The sequence below is a fragment of the Pseudomonas sp. LBUM1644 genome, from assembly GCF_059716195.1.
In genome coordinates, this window is sequence record NZ_CP166812.1 from 4,061,419 (window position 1) to 4,078,525 (window position 17,107).

A 17,107-nucleotide genomic window follows, 5' to 3' on the forward strand; every position below is an offset into this window, starting at 1 on the left:
TCATTCTCTATACCGTTCAAGAATCAAAACCGATACCCAGCGCGTCAAACCCTTTGAGCAGCCAGTCGCGGTGCCCTGTGAGGTCTTCGCGCGCCAGTGAACGTTGCGCCAGCGACACGCCTACATAACGCAAAGGCTCTGGTGGAAACGGAAAAGGTGCAGTCGAGGTCATGGCCAGTTTCGTGCGTTCGGTGGATTTGCCCTCGAGCAAATCAAGCAGGGTCAATGCGGCGAAACGACTGGCAGACACGCCCTGCCCGGTAAAGCCCTGCGCGTAGGCAATGCGCCCTTCGGATGATGTTCCGCAGAACATCGTGGTGCGCGCCGAAGTATCGATGATGCCTCCCCAGGCATGACTGAACATGACGTCGGCCAATACCGGAAACGCTGATTGAAATTGCCGCGCCAACGTTGCGAAACTTTCGGGGCGTTGCGTCAACGCTTCGTCGCGCCGGCTCCCGTAGTGGTAGATGGCATCGTAGCCCGCCCAGAGAATGCGGTTGTCCTCGGTTTTGCGCAGGTAATGAAACTGATTGCCGCTGTCGGCAATGCCGTAACGCCCGACCCAGCCAATGGCACGCAGTTGTTCGTCCTCAAGGGGCTGGGTCGTCAGGGCGTAGTCATAAATGGGGATGACGGCCGACTTCAACGCTCCTAGAAGCGGCGGTGCAATGTTGGTGGCCAGAGCAACTTTGGCGGCTTTGACGCTGCCCAAACCAGCCTGTAATCGCTGATGATGACCCTCCGTCCGCAATTCGGTCACGGCTGAATGCTCGAACAGCTGCACACCTTGCTCCAGGCACACACGCCGCAATTCCGAGACCATTTTGACCGGGTTCAGCAACGCATAATTGGGCTCGAATACCCCGGCGACATAAGCGGGTGAATCCAGCAGCGACTTGAGTTCATCGCCTTCGACAAATTCGCAGTCAATGCCAAAGTGCGCGTAATTCTTCTGCATCGCCCGCAGCCCTTCCACTTGCCAGGGCTGGCTCGCCACGTTCAACTTTCCGGATCGTTCGAATGCTGCGTCCATGCCGTAACGCTGAAGGTCTTCCTCGAACGCCACCAGGTTTTCCCTTCCCAGCCGCACCAATTGCTCCGCTTCTTGGGGCCAGCGTTTCAGTGCATTGGACACGCCATGGGAAATACTCGGGGCGCAGAACCCGCCGTTGCGTCCGCTGGCCTCACCACCGCACTGCCCGGCATCGAGCACGACAATGGTGGCGTCAGCCCAGCGTTGACGAGCCAGTAACGCCGTCCACAGGCCGACAAATCCGCCACCGACTATCGCGATGTCACACACCACGTCGCCCGTGAGCCTCGGTGCGACGGTCGTTGGCGGTCGCGTCTCCTGCCAGAACGGATAGGGCCGGGCGTCAGCCAGGGACCGGTTCGCGCTGTGAAATGTCATGCACGCATGCTCCGCAAAAAATTCATGGGCTGACGCTAAAGCAATCGCAAGCGTTTTCACAGGCAAGAGGAGGCGGCAAACATTGCAGCGGACACGGGCGGAAAAACAGCGCTTCTGGAATACTCTGCGCATGACGTTGCCTGATCTGCGCATGGAGCTTGTCGTGGAAGTATCAGACTTACCCACTACCCCCACTTTTCTCGCGGACTCTGCGAGCGCTCACACTCATGAAGTTGCGGTGCGCTATCACCAAGCCTGGAAGCGGCGGGACCTGGACGGCGTGATGGCGCTCTATCACCCAACCATCGAGTACAACGATTTTTTCCAGAACTGCACGATCGAACACGCGCAATTGCGCGACTACCTTGGCGCGAGCATGCCCCTGGGATTGGAGGAACTTCAGACTTACACCGACCGCTTGCGGATCGATGGTGATACGGCGTTCTTGCAGTACCGGGTGACGCTCAAGGGCAGCGATGGCCTGGTGTCATTCCGGGCAATTGAAGCCCTCTCGGTCAAGGACGGGTTGATTGTCAAAGTCAACGAACATGCGGTGTTGGTCCGTGATGTTCCACCGGGACCACGCCCGCGCTACAGCGCAGACGCCGTCAGCCGCCTGGGGTTGTCGGCCCGTCAGGTGGGCGCGCTGTCCAATGACTTGCAGCAATATTTCGAGCAGTCGAAGCCTTATCTCGATCCCACGCTGGATCTTTCTCATGTGGCGGCATCGACCGGGTATTCGCGCAACCAGATCTCCTTCTTCCTTAACCAGGTTCGGGGGCAAACCTTCTACAGCTTCCTCAATCAGTTGCGTCTCGATGAAGCCCTTGAACAGCTGAATGCGCAACGCCACGCCTCACGAATTGACGAGATTGCCCGCGCTTCGGGCTTTAACTCGCTGTCGACGTTTTACCGCTGTTTCAAACAAAAAACCGGGTGCTCGCCAAAGGCCTGGCTACAACAATTCGAACGTGCGGACATGAAAAAGCCCGCACAAGGCGGGCTTTGAAAATCGAGTAGGTGGCCAGTGCTGGTCTCCGGCTTACAAGGTTTATCAGGCCTCCCACAGAACAGTTTTGTGCTGTCCTGCTTCACACGGCATAAGGGCTGGATCTCAGCGCGGAGATCTTTCTAACCGTGTACCCTTCGGAACGCTACCCCGCGTCTCCTCGCTATCCGCTTTGCGCATCAGTCTGCGTCTTCACCTACACCTTCAAGGATAGCAACGGCTCAAAGGCGGGCCAGGGCATTTTTAGACCGATTTCATCCAGCGGAACGCGCGCAAAATCGGAAAAATTCTATCGCCAACACCCGGTCGCTGTAGGAGCTGCCGCAGGCTGCGATCTTTTGACCTTGATCTTTAAAAGCAAAGTCAAAAGATCGCAGCCTGCGGCAGCTCCTACACAGATTGAGTCGCCGGTCTTTTTTTGGCGGTGTTCAGCGCCACGGCCGCTTGAATCAGCGTCTTCAGGGCTTTTTCATCGATTTTATCGCCCTCATGCACATCAATTGCCCGCCGGGTATTGCCCTCGAGGCTTGAGTTGAAGAGACCTGAAAGGTCCTCCAGCGAGGCGCCCTTGGCGAAGGTCATCTTTACCGCGCTCTTGTAGGTTTCGCCGGTGCAGAGGATGCCGGCATGCGACCACACCGGTACGCCTCGCCACTTCCACTCTTCGACCACGTCGGGATCGGCCTCGCGGATCAGCGCCCGGATATGCGCCAGCGTCTCGCCCCGCCAATCGGTCAGTTCCTTGATTCTGCCGTCTATCAGACTGGAGGCAGAGACGCCCTCCTCGGTTTTCTCTTTGTTCATAATGGTCATCCTTCTCCTCGGGGGGTTGTCGGTTGCCGGCAGCGATCAAGCATCACCGTGATAGTAAGTCGCATGCTCGACCAGCCACTTCTTCCCTTCATCAAGACCCTCTGGTTTTCGTGCAAGGATCCAGTCTGACGTTCGAGCGACACCATTGCGGTCCTGACCCAACGCCTGACCGACCAGAACCTGTCCTTGAGGCAGCGTCAGGAAGCTGAACACGCCCGTCGAGTGTGCGGCATTTTTTCGCGACTTCCAGGTGCCGTAGAGATAACGCTTGTCATAGATATCGCAGGTGCCCTGCCATAGGTAACCGCCCTCACTGTCGGAATTCAACAACCGGAATCGCCCCTTGGCGACATCCACTTTAACTTTCTCGGTGACCCATTTTTTCGGGTCATCAGCGTCCTGCCATGTGGACTCCCAGTCTCCGAGATAGTTGTCCTCGCGCCGGTAGGCCCGGGTGCTCTGGTAATTAGCCCACCATGGCGACAGCAACACACCAAAAACCGTGCTGCCGGCCGCGTCGATGACGGGAAACCAGTAAACCTCAAAGGCGCTCATCGCTAGAGACCTCCAGAGAAATCTGAGGCAAAGTCTAGTTCACGCCACTGACGATTTCCCCAATAACCCAAGAGAGAAAACAATGGTCACTTGTCACCTGAGATACGTGCTGGATCCCTACCAGATCGAAGCGTTCGAACACTACGCGCTGTTGTGGATTCCACTGGTTGAAAAATTTGGTGGCACGCATCACGGCTATTTCCTGCCGTCCGAAGGCGCTAACAATATCGCGATGGCGATGTTCACCTTTCCCAGCCTTTCAGCCTACGAGCGCTATCGCCAAGACTCGATGAAGGACGCGGACTGCCTCGCGGCCTTCAAGTATGCCCAGGACACTAAGTGCATCCTCAGCTATGAACGGACGTTCTTCAGGCCGGTGTTGGGTGACCGCGCCTGACCGCGCCACTTGATGCAAAGGCTCAGCCTTTGCTCAAATCGAGGCAATAGGTGTAGTAACCCGGATCGCGCACGTAGCCCAAGGACTCATACAAGCGCTGCGCCCCGACGTTATCCGTGGCTGTTTCCAGCACCATGCCCTTGGCGCCGGTCGCCAGCGCAAAGTCGCGCGCGGCGTTCATCAGCAACGTCCCGACACCTCGCCCGCGGGCCAAGGGTGTGGTGAACAGGTCGCTGAGCAGCCAGGTGCGGTGCGCATCGATGGAGGAAAACGTCGGGTACAACTGGACGAAACCCAGCGCCTCACCCGTGGCGTCCTGGACGTAGAAAATCACCGATTCATCCCGGGCGATACGCTCGGCGATAAAGTCGCGGGACTGCGTCAGGTTCGAAGGTTGGCCGTAGAAGCCTCGGTAGGCGTCGAACAGGCTGGCGATTTTATCGAGGTGGGTTGCGTCGGCGCGCAGGACTTGGACAGCCATGACAGGGGTTCACTCGGTGGATGAGATCAACAACCAAGCCTAGCAGCTCTTATGGATCAACCCATGCAGCACACCAAACCTCAGGCCGGGTTCCGAAGGCGTCATGTGCGAAATCCCGAATACCTTGAACGCGGCCAGCATAACCACGAGGCCGCCGGGCAAGATACTGAGTCGATGGCTCTGCAATCCTGCCAGTTTGAGTTGTTTGACATGGCCCACTTCGAGCAGGCGCAACGACAGCCGCAGCAGGCCGCTGTAGGTGATTCCGATTTGGCCGTAGTCGTTCAGCCCGTTGGCCTTGAGCACTTTGGCCAGCATCCGCGCGGTGCCGGACGAGCCGATGGTCTGCTGCCAACCCAGCTCGCGGTAGCGACGTGCAACTTTTTCGAATTGCAGCGTGGCAACGCGCTCGGCCTCCTGCAGCGCATGTGCAGTGATGCTGCCGCCCTGGAAGTAACGTGCACCAAAGGTGCCGCTGCCAATGGCAATGCTTTCGGTGATCAGCGGCTGAGCCCCCCGCCCGAGAATCAGTTCCGTGGAGCCGCCGCCGATGTCCAGCACCAGTCGCATGTCCTGCGCGGCCGGTAGCGTGTGGGCCACGCCGGCATACACTAGCCGGGCCTCTTCGTGCCCGGAGATGACATCAATACTGAAGCCCAAGTGCCGCTCGGCACTGGCGAGGAAAAGTTGCGCATTGTCGGCTTCACGCACCGCGCTGGTCGCCACGGCCCGTACGCGACCCGCCTCAAAGCCACGCAGTTTTTTGCCGAATCGCGCGAGCGCCTGCCATCCCCGATCCAGCGCCAACTCGTCCAGCGCCCCGGCCCGAAATCCCTCTGCCAGGCGCACTGGCTCACGCAGGGTTTTCACTTCCTGGATCACCCACTGCTGATTCCGTCGCACCGACTGACCGATCATCATGCGAAATGCATTGGACCCCAGGTCAATGGCCGCAAACAGGGAGGCGTCGCCTTTCATAGTGGGGATTCCTGGCAGATGCATCAGCCAGCAGACGGAATTCCGCTGAGCGTATAAGTCGGTTTGTGAAGATCCTGCCACGCCGTAGGTGACACTCCGATGACACCTCCCATTTTTGCATCAGCCTTCACCGTTATGCTGTTCACTTTGGAGTGGCTCTGAAATCTTTGGTGAGGGGGAATGTCTTCGTGGGATGGGGACAGTGTGTATATCCGTTTTTGCGGTAATGAGGGGTATTGGTTCCAAGCGCCCGCGCCCCTGACGTACGGTGCCTCGCTGTGGCTCGGCATGCCCTCGCTCCGGTCCTGCTCCGTGGGCCCGCCGCCATCCATGCCGGGTTGCCCACTGCGCAGAACCTCCACTCGGCCTTCCGACGGGGCAGATCAAGATCTAAAGCAACAGCCAGATCAAAAGATCGCAGCCTTCGGCAACTCCTACAGGGATCGATGTAGGAGCTGCCGAAGGCTGCGATCTTTTGATTTTTGTTCGTCACCACACACCAACGATCAATATGACACCCGCGCCTCACCATTCATCAGGCCGAGCGTTAGCTCGCCTTCCGCTTTTGATCTGGACGCACAGCCGCGCACGGCCATGGATGGCCGATCGCGGCGGGCCCACGGAGCAGGACCGGAGCGAGGGCATGCCGAGCCACAGCGAGGCACCGAACGAAAGGGGCAGAAGCCCTTGGTTACTTGGAGCTCTTCCAAGTGACCCGCCGTAAGGGCGGAACCAATAGCCGCCATCAAAGCAAAAACGGATATGCACACTACCGGATCCAAAACCTTTTTAAGTGAACAGCATTACACCGTCACCAGCCCGTCACATCCACAGGCTTAGCATGGCCACTTCCACCCTCGTCGGGAGTTCCCACCATGCTGTTGACCAACGATACCCTGATGCAACGCATCCACCGCGAGCTGCTCGATCACAGTGACGAAGAGCTGGAACTGGAACTGCTGGAGGACGATCACGACCTCAACGCGTTGTTCGATGAGCACGTCGGCGACAGCAGCGAAAGGGAAGAGCGACGCCGCTATTTCAGCGAACTGTTCCGCCTGCAAGGCGAGCTGGTGAAGCTGCAAAGCTGGGTGGTGAAGACCGGGCACAAAGTGGTGATTCTGTTCGAGGGCCGCGATGCTGCCGGTAAGGGCGGCGTGATCAAGCGCATTACCCAGCGCCTGAATCCACGGGTCTGCCGGGTGGCCGCCCTGCCCGCGCCCAATGACCGCGAACGCACCCAGTGGTACTTCCAGCGTTACGTTTCGCACCTGCCAGCCGCCGGCGAAATCGTGTTGTTCGACCGCAGTTGGTACAACCGCGCGGGCGTCGAGCAAGTCATGGGTTTTTGCAACGCCGACCAATATGAAGAGTTCTTTCGCACCGTACCGGAGTTCGAACGGATGCTCGCGCGCTCGGGTATTCAGCTGATCAAATACTGGTTCTCGATCTCCGACCAGGAACAGCACCTGCGTTTCCTCAGTCGCATTCATGACCCGCTCAAGCAATGGAAACTCAGCCCCATGGACCTGGAATCCCGACGCCGCTGGGAGGCCTACACCAAGGCCAAGGAAATCATGCTCGAACGCACCCACATCAGCGAAGCGCCGTGGTGGGTGGTGCAAGCGGACGACAAGAAAAAAGCCCGCCTCAACTGCATCAGCCATCTGCTTGGGCAAATGCCTTATGAAGAGGTCGAACAGGCGGTGATCGAATTACCGGAACGCGAGCGGCAGGAAGATTACTCACGCAATCCGACGCCGCCGGAAATCATTGTGCCGCAGGTGTATTGAGACAGCGTGCGCCCGTTCGGGGAATGACCTCTGTAGGAGCTGCCGCAGGCTGCGATCTTTTGACTTTGATTTTCAAGATCAAAAGATCGCAGCCTGCGGCAGCTCCTACAGGGGGCATTCCCCGCGCAGGTATTTTCCGCTAGTTCGGGTCCAACAGCCCGCCGCTCCAGTTGCGCGATGTGCGGCTGCCGGTAAATTTCGCCACCCCCATGCCCTGTGACACCAGCCGGTCCCGATAGCGCGTCACCATACGTCCTGCCTGTTCAGCCACTAGCACCACTTCGGAACTCGGATCACCCGGGCGTCGCAAAATCCGCGCAAACCGCTGCCCTTCTTCGACGAAGTCGCCCAGTTCTTTTTCAAAGATCAGCACGCCAGGTTGCGGCGCCAGATGGGTTTCCATATGGCCCATCTCCACCGCTTCAACGGGCCAGTCGCCGGGCGTCATGGCCTCGTCGATAACCCCACACCCACACAGCCAGGCATACAGCCCCTCGGCGTCCTGCTCGGCAAACCGGTCGCTGACATCGCCTTGCCCGCGCAGCTCCAGCGTTGCCGCCATGTGTTTGTCGGTGATGCCATCGCGCAGCCAGGGCGCGATGATGGTTTCCTCGAAAGAGCCGTCGCCGCCGTCATCCCAGATGATCGCCACGTCCATTTTCATCGCCGCCGCCAGTTCGCGGCCACGGGGCCAGAAGCTGCGGTGCACGTAGAGGTACGGCAAGGCTTCGTCGTCGGTGTGCAGGTCGAGCATGACCTGCGCCGAGGACGCCAGTTGCACCAGGCTTTTTTGCCATTCCTGGACATTGGTCGAAGGCTGGGCCATGGCCGCCGACTGGTCGAACGCACGGTTGAAGTTATGGCCTGTGGCATCGTGATAACGACCGAGAATCCGCCCTTGGCGAAACTGCCCAATGCCCAACGGATTGGCCTGTGGCACCACCGTGATGTTGCCCTTGATCCGGCCCTCAGCCTCGGCGATTTGAAGGCGCTGCATCAACAGGTGCAGCACCAGCATCCCGGCGATTTCATCAGCATGTACACCAGCCTGCAAATGCACGGTCGGCCCGCTGCCATCGCCCTCGAAACGCCAGGCACCGACCTGCACCGTGCCACCGTTGTTGTTGCGAACACTGAACGAAATATCCTGCGCCATCCGCTTGTCCTCCTGTCATGACCGTTTAAAACCACTGTGTCACCGCCGCCGAGGCTGGTGATTGAACGTGCGTTCAACTAAGCTCGCCAACCAGGCACTGCATCCAAGGATTCCCTTGTGACAACCACTCCTGCAAAAAACCGTCGCGCTGAACCCGATGAGCGCCGTGAGATGCTGGTTGCCGCCACCTTGCGCTGCCTGGTCCGCGATGGGCACGCCGGCATTTCCGTGCGACGCATCGCCACCGAGGCCGGGGTGTCTGTTGGCCTGCTCAACCACCATTTCGGCAGCATCGATGCATTGATTGCCGACACGTACCAAAAGCTCGCGAGCGAACTGACCAGTGCCCTGCACCTGGAAATCGCCCAGGCCGGCACACCGGCCGAAAAGATGGACGCGTTCCTCACCGGCTCGTTTTCACCGCGGGTGCTCGACCCGAAATTACTCGGCGCCTGGGTGGTGTTCTGGAGCCTGATTCGTCACTCCGAATACGTCAGCCAGTCTCATGAAAAAAGCTATCGCGCCTACCTCGATCTGCTGTGCCAACTGCTCGATGACCTGGCGGCCAGCGAAGGTTTTGTGATCCACGACACCCGCCTGGCCGCCATCGGTTTATCGGCGATGCTCGACGGACTCTGGATCGAGTGGTGCCTGAACCCCGAAACCTTCAGCCCCGCCAACGGCCTCCATATCTGTCGTTGCTGGGTAAAGGGATTGCGTCACGGAGCATTCAGCGCCGACGACGTCGTGTGATGGATGGCGCCCGAAGATCATCGCCAGGGTGCCGCTGACGGCGATCAGACCGGCACCGATGATCAACGACACGTCCATCAGGGTGCCCCAGATCAGGCTCGATAGCGCGAAGGCCCAAATCAGCCCGGTGTACTCGAACGGCGCCAACAGGGTCGCGGTGGCGCGCTGAAAACTGGCGAACAGCAAGAACTGGCCGATGCCCCCCACCACCCCGGCCCCGACCATTCCCAGCCAGGCCGGGGTCGGTGCCGGCGTGTGAGTCCAGGGCAGCGCGACGGTCATGCAAATGACGAACACCACGTTGGTGATCAGCATCTGCTCCAGCACTGACGTCTGCTCATCCACCTGTCGCAACTGGATGTAGGTGAACGCCCAGCACATCGCAGCCAGCAGCGTCAGCACAATCGGCAAGGGATCGGTGATGTTGCTCGGGCGGCAGGCGATGATCACCCCGACAAAACCGATGATCAGCGAAAACCACTGCCAGCCGCTGGCGCGCTCCTTGAGAATCACCGCCGCCAACACCGTGACCATGATCGGTGCCGAAAAATACAGCGTGGTCATTTCCGCCAGGGTCAGATCCCTCGCCGCCGTGTAATACAGCAGCCAGGCCACGAGCGACAGCAAACCCCGCACCACCAACAAGCGTCGGCTGGACGAGCGCCAGGCCCGCCTGACCAGGCGCAGACGCCCTGCCACCAGGCAAGCGACTACCACCACGAGGCTGCGCCAGAACAGGATGCTGACCACCGAATAATCGGCCACCAACCATTTGATGACCGCGTCTTGCAACGCCAGGAACGCGTAGCCCAAGGTGCACAGGCCAATGCCCTGCAACGAGCGGTCGACGATCCGTGGCGCAGTCATTACACCGACCTGCGAATCGGCGTCCCGCGCCGTTCCGCAAAGGCAAACAGCGACTCGATCATGAATGTCAGGCAGACATATACCCCTGCCACCAGCAGCAAAGGCTCATAGACCTGCAGGGTTTGCGCCCGCACCACGTTCGCGGCGCCCAGCAGGTCGATGATCGCAATCGTCGACGCCAGCGCCGTGGACTTCAGCAACATCACGGTCTCCCCGGCCAGGGTCGGCAACAGCAAGCGCATCGCCCGCGGCAAGCGCACCCGCAGCAACGACTGGCGCGGGGTCATGCCGAAGGCCGACGCCGCTTCCATCTCGCCTTTGGGCACCGCCAGCAGGCCACCGCGAATCACTTCGCCCACGTAAGCGCCCACCGACAGTACCAGGGCAAACACGATGTACCAGTAACCGTCACGCAGATACGGCCAGAGAAAACTGCCGCGTATCAGCGGAAACTGCGCAAACAGGCTGCCGAGCCCGTAGTAGAAAATGTAGATCTGGATCAGCAACGGCGTACCGCGCAAGACGCTGGTGTAGAACAGGCTGGCCTTGGCGATCACTTTGTTCTTTGAGATCCGCGCCAGCGCCACCAGCACCGCGAGTACGAAACCGAACACCATGGAGATCAACAAAATGGTGATGGTCGTTTGCAGTCCCCGGACCAATAGCGCCGCGTATTCAACTATCCACGCTGGAATCATTTCATTCACTCAGCCAAAGGCATCCAGCGACGGATGCGTCGCTCAAGCCGTCCCGACAGGTAGTTGGACACCAACGTTACCGCGTAATACAACGCCGCGGCCGTGAGGTAGAACAACAGGTAGTGACGCGTCGAACCCGCGCCTTGCTTGGCGGTGTACAGCAGCTCATTGGTACCGACCACGCTGATCAACGCGCTGTCCTTGATCAGGTTGATCCACAAATTGGCCATGCCCGCCATCGCGTAGGGCGCCATGATTGGCAGCGTGACGCGCCGGAACAGTCCGAACCCGCTCAGGCCGAACGCCCGCGCCGCCTCGATCTGGCCAAAGGGAATCGCCTGGATGGCCGCCCGAAAAATCTCCGAGGCGTAGGCGCCTTGTACCAGCCCCAGCACCAGGATCGCCGCCAGGGGACCGCTGACATTCACCGCGTCGTAACCCATGCGGGCCATCAGCGAATTGAGGAGCATGGAACCGACGTAGTACAGCAGCAGGATCAGCAACAACTCCGGAACCGCGCGGAACAAGGTGGTGTAGCCGCGCATCAGCGCCGCGATCGGCCTGGGTGCGCCCAACTTCAGGCACGCCACCACCAGCCCGATGAACAGCCCGACCACAAAGGCCCCGGCCGAAATCTGCAGGGTCATCAACAGGCCCTTGAGCAGCGCACCGCCCCATCCTGTTTCGCTGAAATTGATCAACTCGAACATTGCTGGCATTTCATTCTCCCAATATCGCAACCAACCGGTTACCGCGATCCCTTGTAGGAGCGAGCTTGCTCCGGGCGGCGCTCCGACGAGAAACGACAACAATAACGCGGGGGGTCTGGCGAACCGCGGCGCTCTGACGTCCATCGCGAGCAAGCTCGCTCCTACAGGGATCTGTGTTCAGGTCAGAACGCCGGTTTCACGCTGGTGCCGAAGTAATGTTGGGAGAGGTCGTCGTAGTCTTTGCTCGCCAGCAACGACGCAATCGCTTTATCGAGTTTGGCCTTGAGCTCGGTGTCATCCTTGCGCAGACCCGCGCCTACACCCTTGCCGAAGATCGGGTCATAAGGCACCGCGCCGAGGTAAGCCAGGTCCTTGGCATCCGGCGTCTGCACGAAAGCGGCCATGGCGGTGCCGTCGGCCATCATCAGGTCGATACGGCCGGCAATCAGGTCGGCGTTGGCCGAGTCCTGGGTGTCGTAATACTTCACGTCGGCAATTTTCTCGTAGTACTGCTTCAGGTAGCTGGCGCTCACGGTGGAGTTCTGCACGCCGATGATCTTGCCCTTGAGGTCATCCGGGTATTTTTTCACCGAAGTGCCCTTCGGGCCGACGATCGCGATCACCGAGTCGTAATAGGCCTTGCTGAATGCGATCTGTTTTTCGCGCTCTTCGGTCACGGACATGGAGGAGAAAATCACGTCGATCTTTTTCGCCAGCAGCGATGGAATGATGCCGTCCCACGCCACTTCCTTGATCTCGCACTCGGCTTTCATTTCGCTGCACAGCTTGTGGATCAGGTCGACTTCAAAGCCTTTCCACTCACCATTGGCCTGCTTCTCGGTGTAGGGCGGATAGGGTTCGGCCGCCACCGCGAACCTGATCGGCTGCGCCTGTGCCGCGCTCATGCCGGCCAGCAATACACAGGCCACGCCTGTCATCCAGTTTGCCAAACGTCGATTTCCCATGATTTTTCCCCGTCTTTTTATGTTGTTTTAGCGAGTCTGATGAGCGTTGACGAATTGCCGGCAACGTTCGCTGCGTGGGTGTACGAACACTTCGTCCGGCGTACCGGCTTCCTCGATCAGCCCTTGGTGCAAATAGGCGACTTTGGAAGAGACATCGCGGGCAAAAGCCATTTCATGGGTCACCAGGATCATGGTCCGGCCTTCTTCCGCGAGAGAGCGGATCACCCGCAGCACTTCGCCGACCAGTTCCGGGTCGAGTGCCGAGGTGGGTTCATCGAACAGCATGACCTTGGGCCGCATGGCCAGGGCCCGGGCGATGGCCACCCGTTGTTGCTGCCCCCCGGAGAGAAACGCCGGGTACTCGTTGCGCTTGGCCGCCAGCCCCACGCGTTCAAGCAGGGCTTCAGCCCGTTCAGTGGCCTCCGCACGGCTTTCACGCAGGACCTGGGTCGGCGCTTCGATGAGGTTTTCCAGCACCGTGCGATGGGGCCAGAGGTTGAAGTTCTGGAACACCATGCCCAGGCTCGAACGAATCCGTACCAGCTGTTTGGCGTCGGACACCAGCGGCATGCCGGGGCGATTCTGATTCAAGTGAATGCTTTCGCCGTCGACCAGAATGCGTCCCTGATCGGGTATTTCGAGCATGTTGATGCAACGCAGCAAGGTACTTTTGCCGGAACCGCTGGCGCCGATCAGGGAAATCACATCGCCTTCGCGGGCCGTCAGCGAGACGCCTTTGAGGACTTCGATATTGCCGAAGCGTTTGTGCAGGCGATCGACTTCGATCATGGTCTTCTTGTCCGCGGCTGGCGCAACAGTCGCTTCGCACGTGACCCGGCTGATCACTGGCCTCGGCGCCTCGCCTTTCAACACCAGGACAAAATCGCGAATACGTTGGCAGGCCTGTTCCAGGCGTTCCTCGCCCAGGGTGAACGAGAGCCGCACAAAGCCTTGGGCCGGCTCGCCAAAAGCGGCCGCATCCAGCACCGAGACACGGGCCTCACGCAACAGCCGCCAGGCGAATTCCAGGGACGTCAGCCCGGTGCCCCGCACGTCCACCAGCACGAACATGCCGGCATCGGGTTTAAGTACGGAAATGCCCGGGCAATCAGACAACCCGGCGACCACCAGATCGCGGCGCCGGCGATAGATGTCGCGCATGCCGTGGGTCACTTCGTCATGGGCTTTCACGGCTTCCAGCGCAGCTTCCATGACAAACCCCGGCAAGCCGTAGAGCATGCTCAGCACCAGGGTTTCGGCATGCGCCACCAGTTTTTCATCGGCGACGATCCAGCCGATGCGCCAGCCCGTCATGGCATGGGATTTGGACAGGCTGCCGATGACCACGCAACGCTCGGCCATGCCCGGCAAGGCCGCCAGGCTCAGGTGTTCGCGCTCGAAACAGAGGCTCTCGTACACCTCGTCCACCACGACCCACAGATCATGGGCGATGGCGAGTTCAGCGATGGCTTGCAGTTCTTCGCGGCTGAGCACCACGCCGGTGGGATTGTTGGGATTGGAGAGGAAAATCGCCCGGGTGCGCGGGGTAATGGCCTTCGCCAGCACGGCGGCATCCAGTCTGAAATCCGCTTCCGCCGAGCAAGGCACGCGCACCAAAGTCGCGCCGGAGGCCTTGAGTGTCGCCTCGTAGGTCACGTACATCGGATCCAGGGCAATCACTTCGTCGCCCGCGGTCAGCAGGCACATCGAGACGGCAAACAGGGCGTTCTGCGCCCCCGCTGTCATGATGACGCTGGACGCTCGCAGTTCACGTCCCAACAACGTGCTGTACCGGGCGGCGATGGCTTCGCGCAAGGCCAGGCGGCCAGCGATTTCGGTGTAGTGAGTGTCACCTTCGCGCAGCGCATGGATCGCGGCATCGGTGATGAAATCGGGGGTGGGGAAATCCGGGTCGCCAACGCTGAGGATGATGACATCCTCACCACGGCGCTGGGCTTCAAAGGCCGCGTAATGAATATCCCAAGCGGCAACGCCGTCGCCTGAAATTCGCTCAACAAAGGGTGAAAACCGCATGCCAGTGCCTCGTTCGAATAGAAGAAACGCAAGCCCGCGCAACCAGCCGGGGAGGTGGAACGAACATAGTCGAAGCTGAACACTCGTTCAACAGAAAAATTGTTGCGCTGCGCGTTCAGCGTAAACAGGTCGTTTTCACGACAGTCGTGGCGTTTTTCGATAGGGGACTAAGTAGGGATTATCACGGAGGGAGATGGGGGGTCGCCTTATGTGCGTCCGTTGTAGCAGCTGCCGAGGTACGAGGCTGCGTTGCGTGTCCGCAGGACCGCCCTCTGGGGCCGCTTCGCAGCCCAACGCAGCCTCGTGCCTCGGCAGCTGCTACACAAGGCGTGATTCGCTTCTGGTTATTTACGGGCCAACTTGTAGCGCAGGCACTCCTCATAGAAGCTCTCCCGGACAGCCGCGGGTTTATACCGCGACGGGCTGTCGTAGGTTTGCTCGGTGATGCCCATGGCCATCATCCGCATCCACGATTTTTTGAAGTTGTAACTGTGTATTTTCTGCCGAGCGGCATACAGCGAGACACCGGAAAGCTTGAGCTCCTGGGCCCTCGCCGCCGTCCCCGCGCCCCAGCTACACATGAACCGGTCATTGGGCAGCAGTTCTTTGGCCTGGACCTCGGCTGCAACACCGACTAAAGAAAACGAAACCAGCGTGATCAATACCTTGCGCATTTCCATTCCGCCTAACCACCTGAAAATAAAGTGATTTTGGCGGTAACTGGGAAGCTTGGGGGCCAGCAATATGCCTTACCGCCAGGCGACCCTTCCCGGTCGCCTGGCCCGGCTCGACGAATCAAACCCGGACGTTGCGTCCTGGCAGCGATGAGCGCTGGCTGGTTTCCCAATCCTGGACCACACCGACGGGCGCCTCAGAGGCCGGCAACATCGCACGTCCACGGACCAGATCGGAGGCCCGTTCGGCGAGCATGATGGTCGGGGCATTGAGGTTCCCGTTCGGCTCGGTCGGGAACACCGACGAATCGATCACGCGCAAACCGGCGATGCCGTGCACACGCAATTGGGAGTCGACCACCGCCATGTCGTCCTCGCCCATGCGGCACGAGCCGCAGGGATGGTAAGTGCTCTCAAGGTTTTCCCGCACGAAGGCATCGATTTCTGCGTCGGTGTTGACCAATGCCCCCGGTGCGATCTCGCCGTCGCGGAAGCGGTCCATCGCTTTCTGGCCGATGATCTCCCGGGTCAGGCGAATGCAGCGGCGAAAGCCTTCCCGATCTTCTTCGCGTTGCAGGTAGTTGAACTGGATCTGCGGATGCTCGTAAGGGTCGGCGGATCGGGCCCGCACATAGCCGCGGCTTTTCGGTTTGTTCGGCCCGGTGAGCACCATGAAGCCGTGGCCCTTGATCGGCTTGTTGCCGTCGTAGCGCATGGCTGCCGGCAGAAAATGAAACTGAATGTCCGGCCAGCGCAGGCCCTTCTCGGAACGGATGAAACCGCCGGCCTCGAAGTGGTTGGTCGCGCCAAGCCCGTCCTTGAACAACAACCAGCGCAGGCCGATCAGCAGCTTGCTCAACGGGTCCATTTTGCTGTTGAGCGACACCGGTTCCTTGCAACCGAACTGGATGTACACCTCGGCATGATCCTGCAGGTTCTCCCCTACTCCCGGCAAGTCATGGCGGACGTCGATCCCGGCGTTGCGCAGCACGGCAGCCGGGCCGATACCGGACCGTTGCAACAAGTGCGGCGAGCCAATGGGCCCGGACGAGACAAGCACTTCACGGTTGCAGTAGACCTGATGGGTCTGGCCCTGGTGGTCATAGCTGATGCCCACCGCCCGCTTTCCTTCGAGGATGATCTGTCGGGTCATCGCGTGGGTGATCACGGTCAGGTTCGGACGGCCCATGGCCGGGCGCAGATAAGCGTTGGCGGTGGAGCAACGCACGCCGTTTTTCACCGTCATGTGCATCGCGCCGAAACCTTCCTGCATGAAGCCATTGCAGTCGTCGGTCTTGATGTAGCCCGCTTCGGCGCCCGCTTCGACCCAGGCCCCGTACAGCGGGTTTTTCATGTGGTTGCCGTTGGTGGTGTGCAGGGGCCCGGTTTGCCCACGATAGTTGTCACCGCCCTCCTCGTAGCTTTCGGCACGTTTGAAGTACGGCAGGCAATTGCGGTAGCCCCACCCCCGGGCACCGAGCGATTCCCATTCGTCAAAGTCATAGGCGTGGCCACGGATATACACCAGGCCATTGATCGACGATGAGCCACCCAGCACCTTGCCCCGCGGACAGTGAATCCGTCGGCCATTGAGGAACGGTTCCGGTTCGGTTTCGTAGCGCCAGTTGTACTTCTTGGTGTTCATCGGGATCGAGAACGCACTGGGCATCTGGATCACCACACTGCGGTCGCTGCCGCCGAACTCCAGGACCAGCACCGAGGTGTCGGGGTCTTCACTGAGGCGGTTGGCCAACACACAACCCGCCGAGCCGGCACCGATGATGATGTAGTCGTATTTTTGCGTAGACAT

Annotated in this window: 16 protein-coding genes and 1 pseudogene; 4 read left to right on the top strand and 13 right to left on the bottom strand. The window is 59.9% G+C overall.

Annotated features, from left to right (window positions below):
* Window positions 1-16: 16 nt before the first annotated feature.
* Window positions 17-1,414: an NAD(P)/FAD-dependent oxidoreductase gene (locus ACA052_RS18450; RefSeq protein ID WP_497646174.1), complete on the bottom strand. Its 1,398-nt coding sequence runs from the start codon at window positions 1,412-1,414 to the stop codon at window positions 17-19.
* Window positions 1,415-1,565: 151 nt separating this feature from the next.
* Between ACA052_RS18450 and ACA052_RS18455 the strand changes: the two genes are divergently transcribed.
* On the top strand, window positions 1,566-2,423 hold the full coding sequence (locus ACA052_RS18455) for a helix-turn-helix domain-containing protein (protein WP_497650356.1): 858 nt from the start codon (window positions 1,566-1,568) through the stop codon (window positions 2,421-2,423).
* Window positions 2,424-2,813: 390 nt separating this feature from the next.
* Here ACA052_RS18455 and ACA052_RS18460 read toward each other — a convergent pair whose 3' ends face one another.
* Both ACA052_RS18460 and ACA052_RS18465 read right to left on the bottom strand, forming a co-directional pair.
* A complete protein-coding gene (locus ACA052_RS18460; protein ID WP_497646175.1) occupies window positions 2,814-3,227 on the bottom strand; it encodes a DUF1801 domain-containing protein in 414 nt (137 codons plus the stop codon).
* Between the two features lie 45 nt (window positions 3,228-3,272).
* Window positions 3,273-3,791 carry a hypothetical protein gene (locus tag ACA052_RS18465; RefSeq protein WP_497646176.1) on the bottom strand — a complete coding sequence of 173 codons (519 nt, stop codon included), beginning with the start codon at window positions 3,789-3,791 and terminating at the stop codon, window positions 3,273-3,275.
* Window positions 3,792-3,873: 82 nt separating this feature from the next.
* On the opposite strand from ACA052_RS18465, the gene ACA052_RS18470 reads away from it, so the two are divergent.
* On the top strand, window positions 3,874-4,188 hold the full coding sequence (locus ACA052_RS18470) for an NIPSNAP family protein (protein WP_497646177.1): 315 nt from the start codon (window positions 3,874-3,876) through the stop codon (window positions 4,186-4,188).
* A 22-nt stretch (window positions 4,189-4,210) separates the two neighbouring features.
* Here the strand turns inward: ACA052_RS18470 and ACA052_RS18475 are convergent, their stop codons facing one another.
* Both ACA052_RS18475 and ACA052_RS18480 read right to left on the bottom strand, forming a co-directional pair.
* Window positions 4,211-4,669 (bottom strand): GNAT family N-acetyltransferase, encoded by a 459-nt coding sequence (locus ACA052_RS18475; RefSeq protein ID WP_497646178.1) that lies wholly within the window; start codon window positions 4,667-4,669, stop codon window positions 4,211-4,213.
* 39 nt (window positions 4,670-4,708) lie between these two features.
* The gene (locus tag ACA052_RS18480) at window positions 4,709-5,647 is read right to left on the bottom strand and encodes a Ppx/GppA phosphatase family protein (protein ID WP_497646179.1); all 939 of its coding nucleotides are present in this window, start codon (window positions 5,645-5,647) and stop codon (window positions 4,709-4,711) included.
* Window positions 5,648-6,546: 899 nt separating this feature from the next.
* Between ACA052_RS18480 and ppk2 the strand changes: the two genes are divergently transcribed.
* On the top strand, window positions 6,547-7,440 hold the full coding sequence (gene ppk2, locus ACA052_RS18485) for a polyphosphate kinase 2 (RefSeq protein WP_497650357.1): 894 nt from the start codon (window positions 6,547-6,549) through the stop codon (window positions 7,438-7,440).
* A 139-nt stretch (window positions 7,441-7,579) separates the two neighbouring features.
* On the opposite strand, the gene ACA052_RS18490 is transcribed toward ppk2, so the two are convergent.
* Window positions 7,580-8,596 carry a M14 family metallopeptidase gene (locus ACA052_RS18490; protein ID WP_497646180.1) on the bottom strand — a complete coding sequence of 339 codons (1,017 nt, stop codon included), beginning with the start codon at window positions 8,594-8,596 and terminating at the stop codon, window positions 7,580-7,582.
* 171 nt (window positions 8,597-8,767) lie between these two features.
* Here ACA052_RS18490 and ACA052_RS18495 point away from each other — a divergent pair.
* Window positions 8,768-9,253 (top strand): annotated as a pseudogene (locus ACA052_RS18495) (TetR/AcrR family transcriptional regulator); the annotation flags it as partial.
* Here ACA052_RS18495 and ACA052_RS18500 read toward each other — a convergent pair.
* The 7 genes from ACA052_RS18500 to betA form a co-directional block, all read right to left on the bottom strand.
* The gene (locus tag ACA052_RS18500; protein ID WP_497646181.1) at window positions 9,209-10,216 is read right to left on the bottom strand and encodes a DMT family transporter; all 1,008 of its coding nucleotides are present in this window, start codon (window positions 10,214-10,216) and stop codon (window positions 9,209-9,211) included. The pseudogene ACA052_RS18495 and the gene ACA052_RS18500 overlap by 45 nt on opposite strands.
* Window positions 10,216-10,914 carry an ABC transporter permease gene (locus tag ACA052_RS18505; protein WP_497646182.1) on the bottom strand — a complete coding sequence of 233 codons (699 nt, stop codon included), beginning with the start codon at window positions 10,912-10,914 and terminating at the stop codon, window positions 10,216-10,218. Before ACA052_RS18505 ends, ACA052_RS18500 begins: the two co-directional genes overlap by 1 nt.
* Window positions 10,915-10,919: 5 nt before the next feature.
* Entirely contained in the window at window positions 10,920-11,633 is a 714-nt protein-coding gene (locus tag ACA052_RS18510) for an ABC transporter permease (protein ID WP_497646183.1), read from the bottom strand.
* A 173-nt stretch (window positions 11,634-11,806) separates the two neighbouring features.
* Window positions 11,807-12,589 (bottom strand): transporter substrate-binding domain-containing protein, encoded by a 783-nt coding sequence (locus ACA052_RS18515; protein WP_497646184.1) that lies wholly within the window; start codon window positions 12,587-12,589, stop codon window positions 11,807-11,809.
* A 27-nt stretch (window positions 12,590-12,616) separates the two neighbouring features.
* Entirely contained in the window at window positions 12,617-14,623 is a 2,007-nt protein-coding gene (locus ACA052_RS18520; RefSeq protein ID WP_497646185.1) for an aminotransferase class I/II-fold pyridoxal phosphate-dependent enzyme, read from the bottom strand.
* Between the two features lie 344 nt (window positions 14,624-14,967).
* Window positions 14,968-15,297, bottom strand: a complete 330-nt coding sequence (locus tag ACA052_RS18525) for a hypothetical protein (RefSeq protein WP_497646186.1) — start codon at window positions 15,295-15,297, stop codon at window positions 14,968-14,970.
* Window positions 15,298-15,418: 121 nt separating this feature from the next.
* Entirely contained in the window at window positions 15,419-17,107 is a 1,689-nt protein-coding gene (gene betA, locus ACA052_RS18530; RefSeq protein ID WP_497646187.1) for a choline dehydrogenase, read from the bottom strand.

What these genes read in the sequence shown, in the direction of transcription:
- ACA052_RS18510 (WP_497646183.1), bottom strand. Translation starts at nt 11,633, where the DNA reads ATGCCAGCAATGTTCGAGTTGATCAATTTCAGCGAAACAGGATGGGGC.
- ACA052_RS18515 (WP_497646184.1), bottom strand. Translation starts at nt 12,589, where the DNA reads ATGGGAAATCGACGTTTGGCAAACTGGATGACAGGCGTGGCCTGTGTA.
- ACA052_RS18455 (WP_497650356.1), top strand. Translation starts at nt 1,566, where the DNA reads ATGGAGCTTGTCGTGGAAGTATCAGACTTACCCACTACCCCCACTTTT.
- ACA052_RS18490 (WP_497646180.1), bottom strand. Translation starts at nt 8,596, where the DNA reads ATGGCGCAGGATATTTCGTTCAGTGTTCGCAACAACAACGGTGGCACG.
- ACA052_RS18475 (WP_497646178.1), bottom strand. Translation starts at nt 4,669, where the DNA reads ATGGCTGTCCAAGTCCTGCGCGCCGACGCAACCCACCTCGATAAAATC.
- betA (WP_497646187.1), bottom strand. Translation starts at nt 17,107, where the DNA reads ATGTCTACGCAAAAATACGACTACATCATCATCGGTGCCGGCTCGGCG.
- ACA052_RS18500 (WP_497646181.1), bottom strand. Translation starts at nt 10,216, where the DNA reads ATGACTGCGCCACGGATCGTCGACCGCTCGTTGCAGGGCATTGGCCTG.
- ACA052_RS18465 (WP_497646176.1), bottom strand. Translation starts at nt 3,791, where the DNA reads ATGAGCGCCTTTGAGGTTTACTGGTTTCCCGTCATCGACGCGGCCGGC.
- ACA052_RS18450 (WP_497646174.1), bottom strand. Translation starts at nt 1,414, where the DNA reads ATGACATTTCACAGCGCGAACCGGTCCCTGGCTGACGCCCGGCCCTAT.
- ACA052_RS18460 (WP_497646175.1), bottom strand. Translation starts at nt 3,227, where the DNA reads ATGAACAAAGAGAAAACCGAGGAGGGCGTCTCTGCCTCCAGTCTGATA.
- ACA052_RS18480 (WP_497646179.1), bottom strand. Translation starts at nt 5,647, where the DNA reads ATGAAAGGCGACGCCTCCCTGTTTGCGGCCATTGACCTGGGGTCCAAT.
- ACA052_RS18525 (WP_497646186.1), bottom strand. Translation starts at nt 15,297, where the DNA reads ATGCGCAAGGTATTGATCACGCTGGTTTCGTTTTCTTTAGTCGGTGTT.
- ACA052_RS18470 (WP_497646177.1), top strand. Translation starts at nt 3,874, where the DNA reads ATGGTCACTTGTCACCTGAGATACGTGCTGGATCCCTACCAGATCGAA.
- ACA052_RS18520 (WP_497646185.1), bottom strand. Translation starts at nt 14,623, where the DNA reads ATGCGGTTTTCACCCTTTGTTGAGCGAATTTCAGGCGACGGCGTTGCC.
- ACA052_RS18505 (WP_497646182.1), bottom strand. Translation starts at nt 10,914, where the DNA reads ATGATTCCAGCGTGGATAGTTGAATACGCGGCGCTATTGGTCCGGGGA.
- ppk2 (WP_497650357.1), top strand. Translation starts at nt 6,547, where the DNA reads ATGCAACGCATCCACCGCGAGCTGCTCGATCACAGTGACGAAGAGCTG.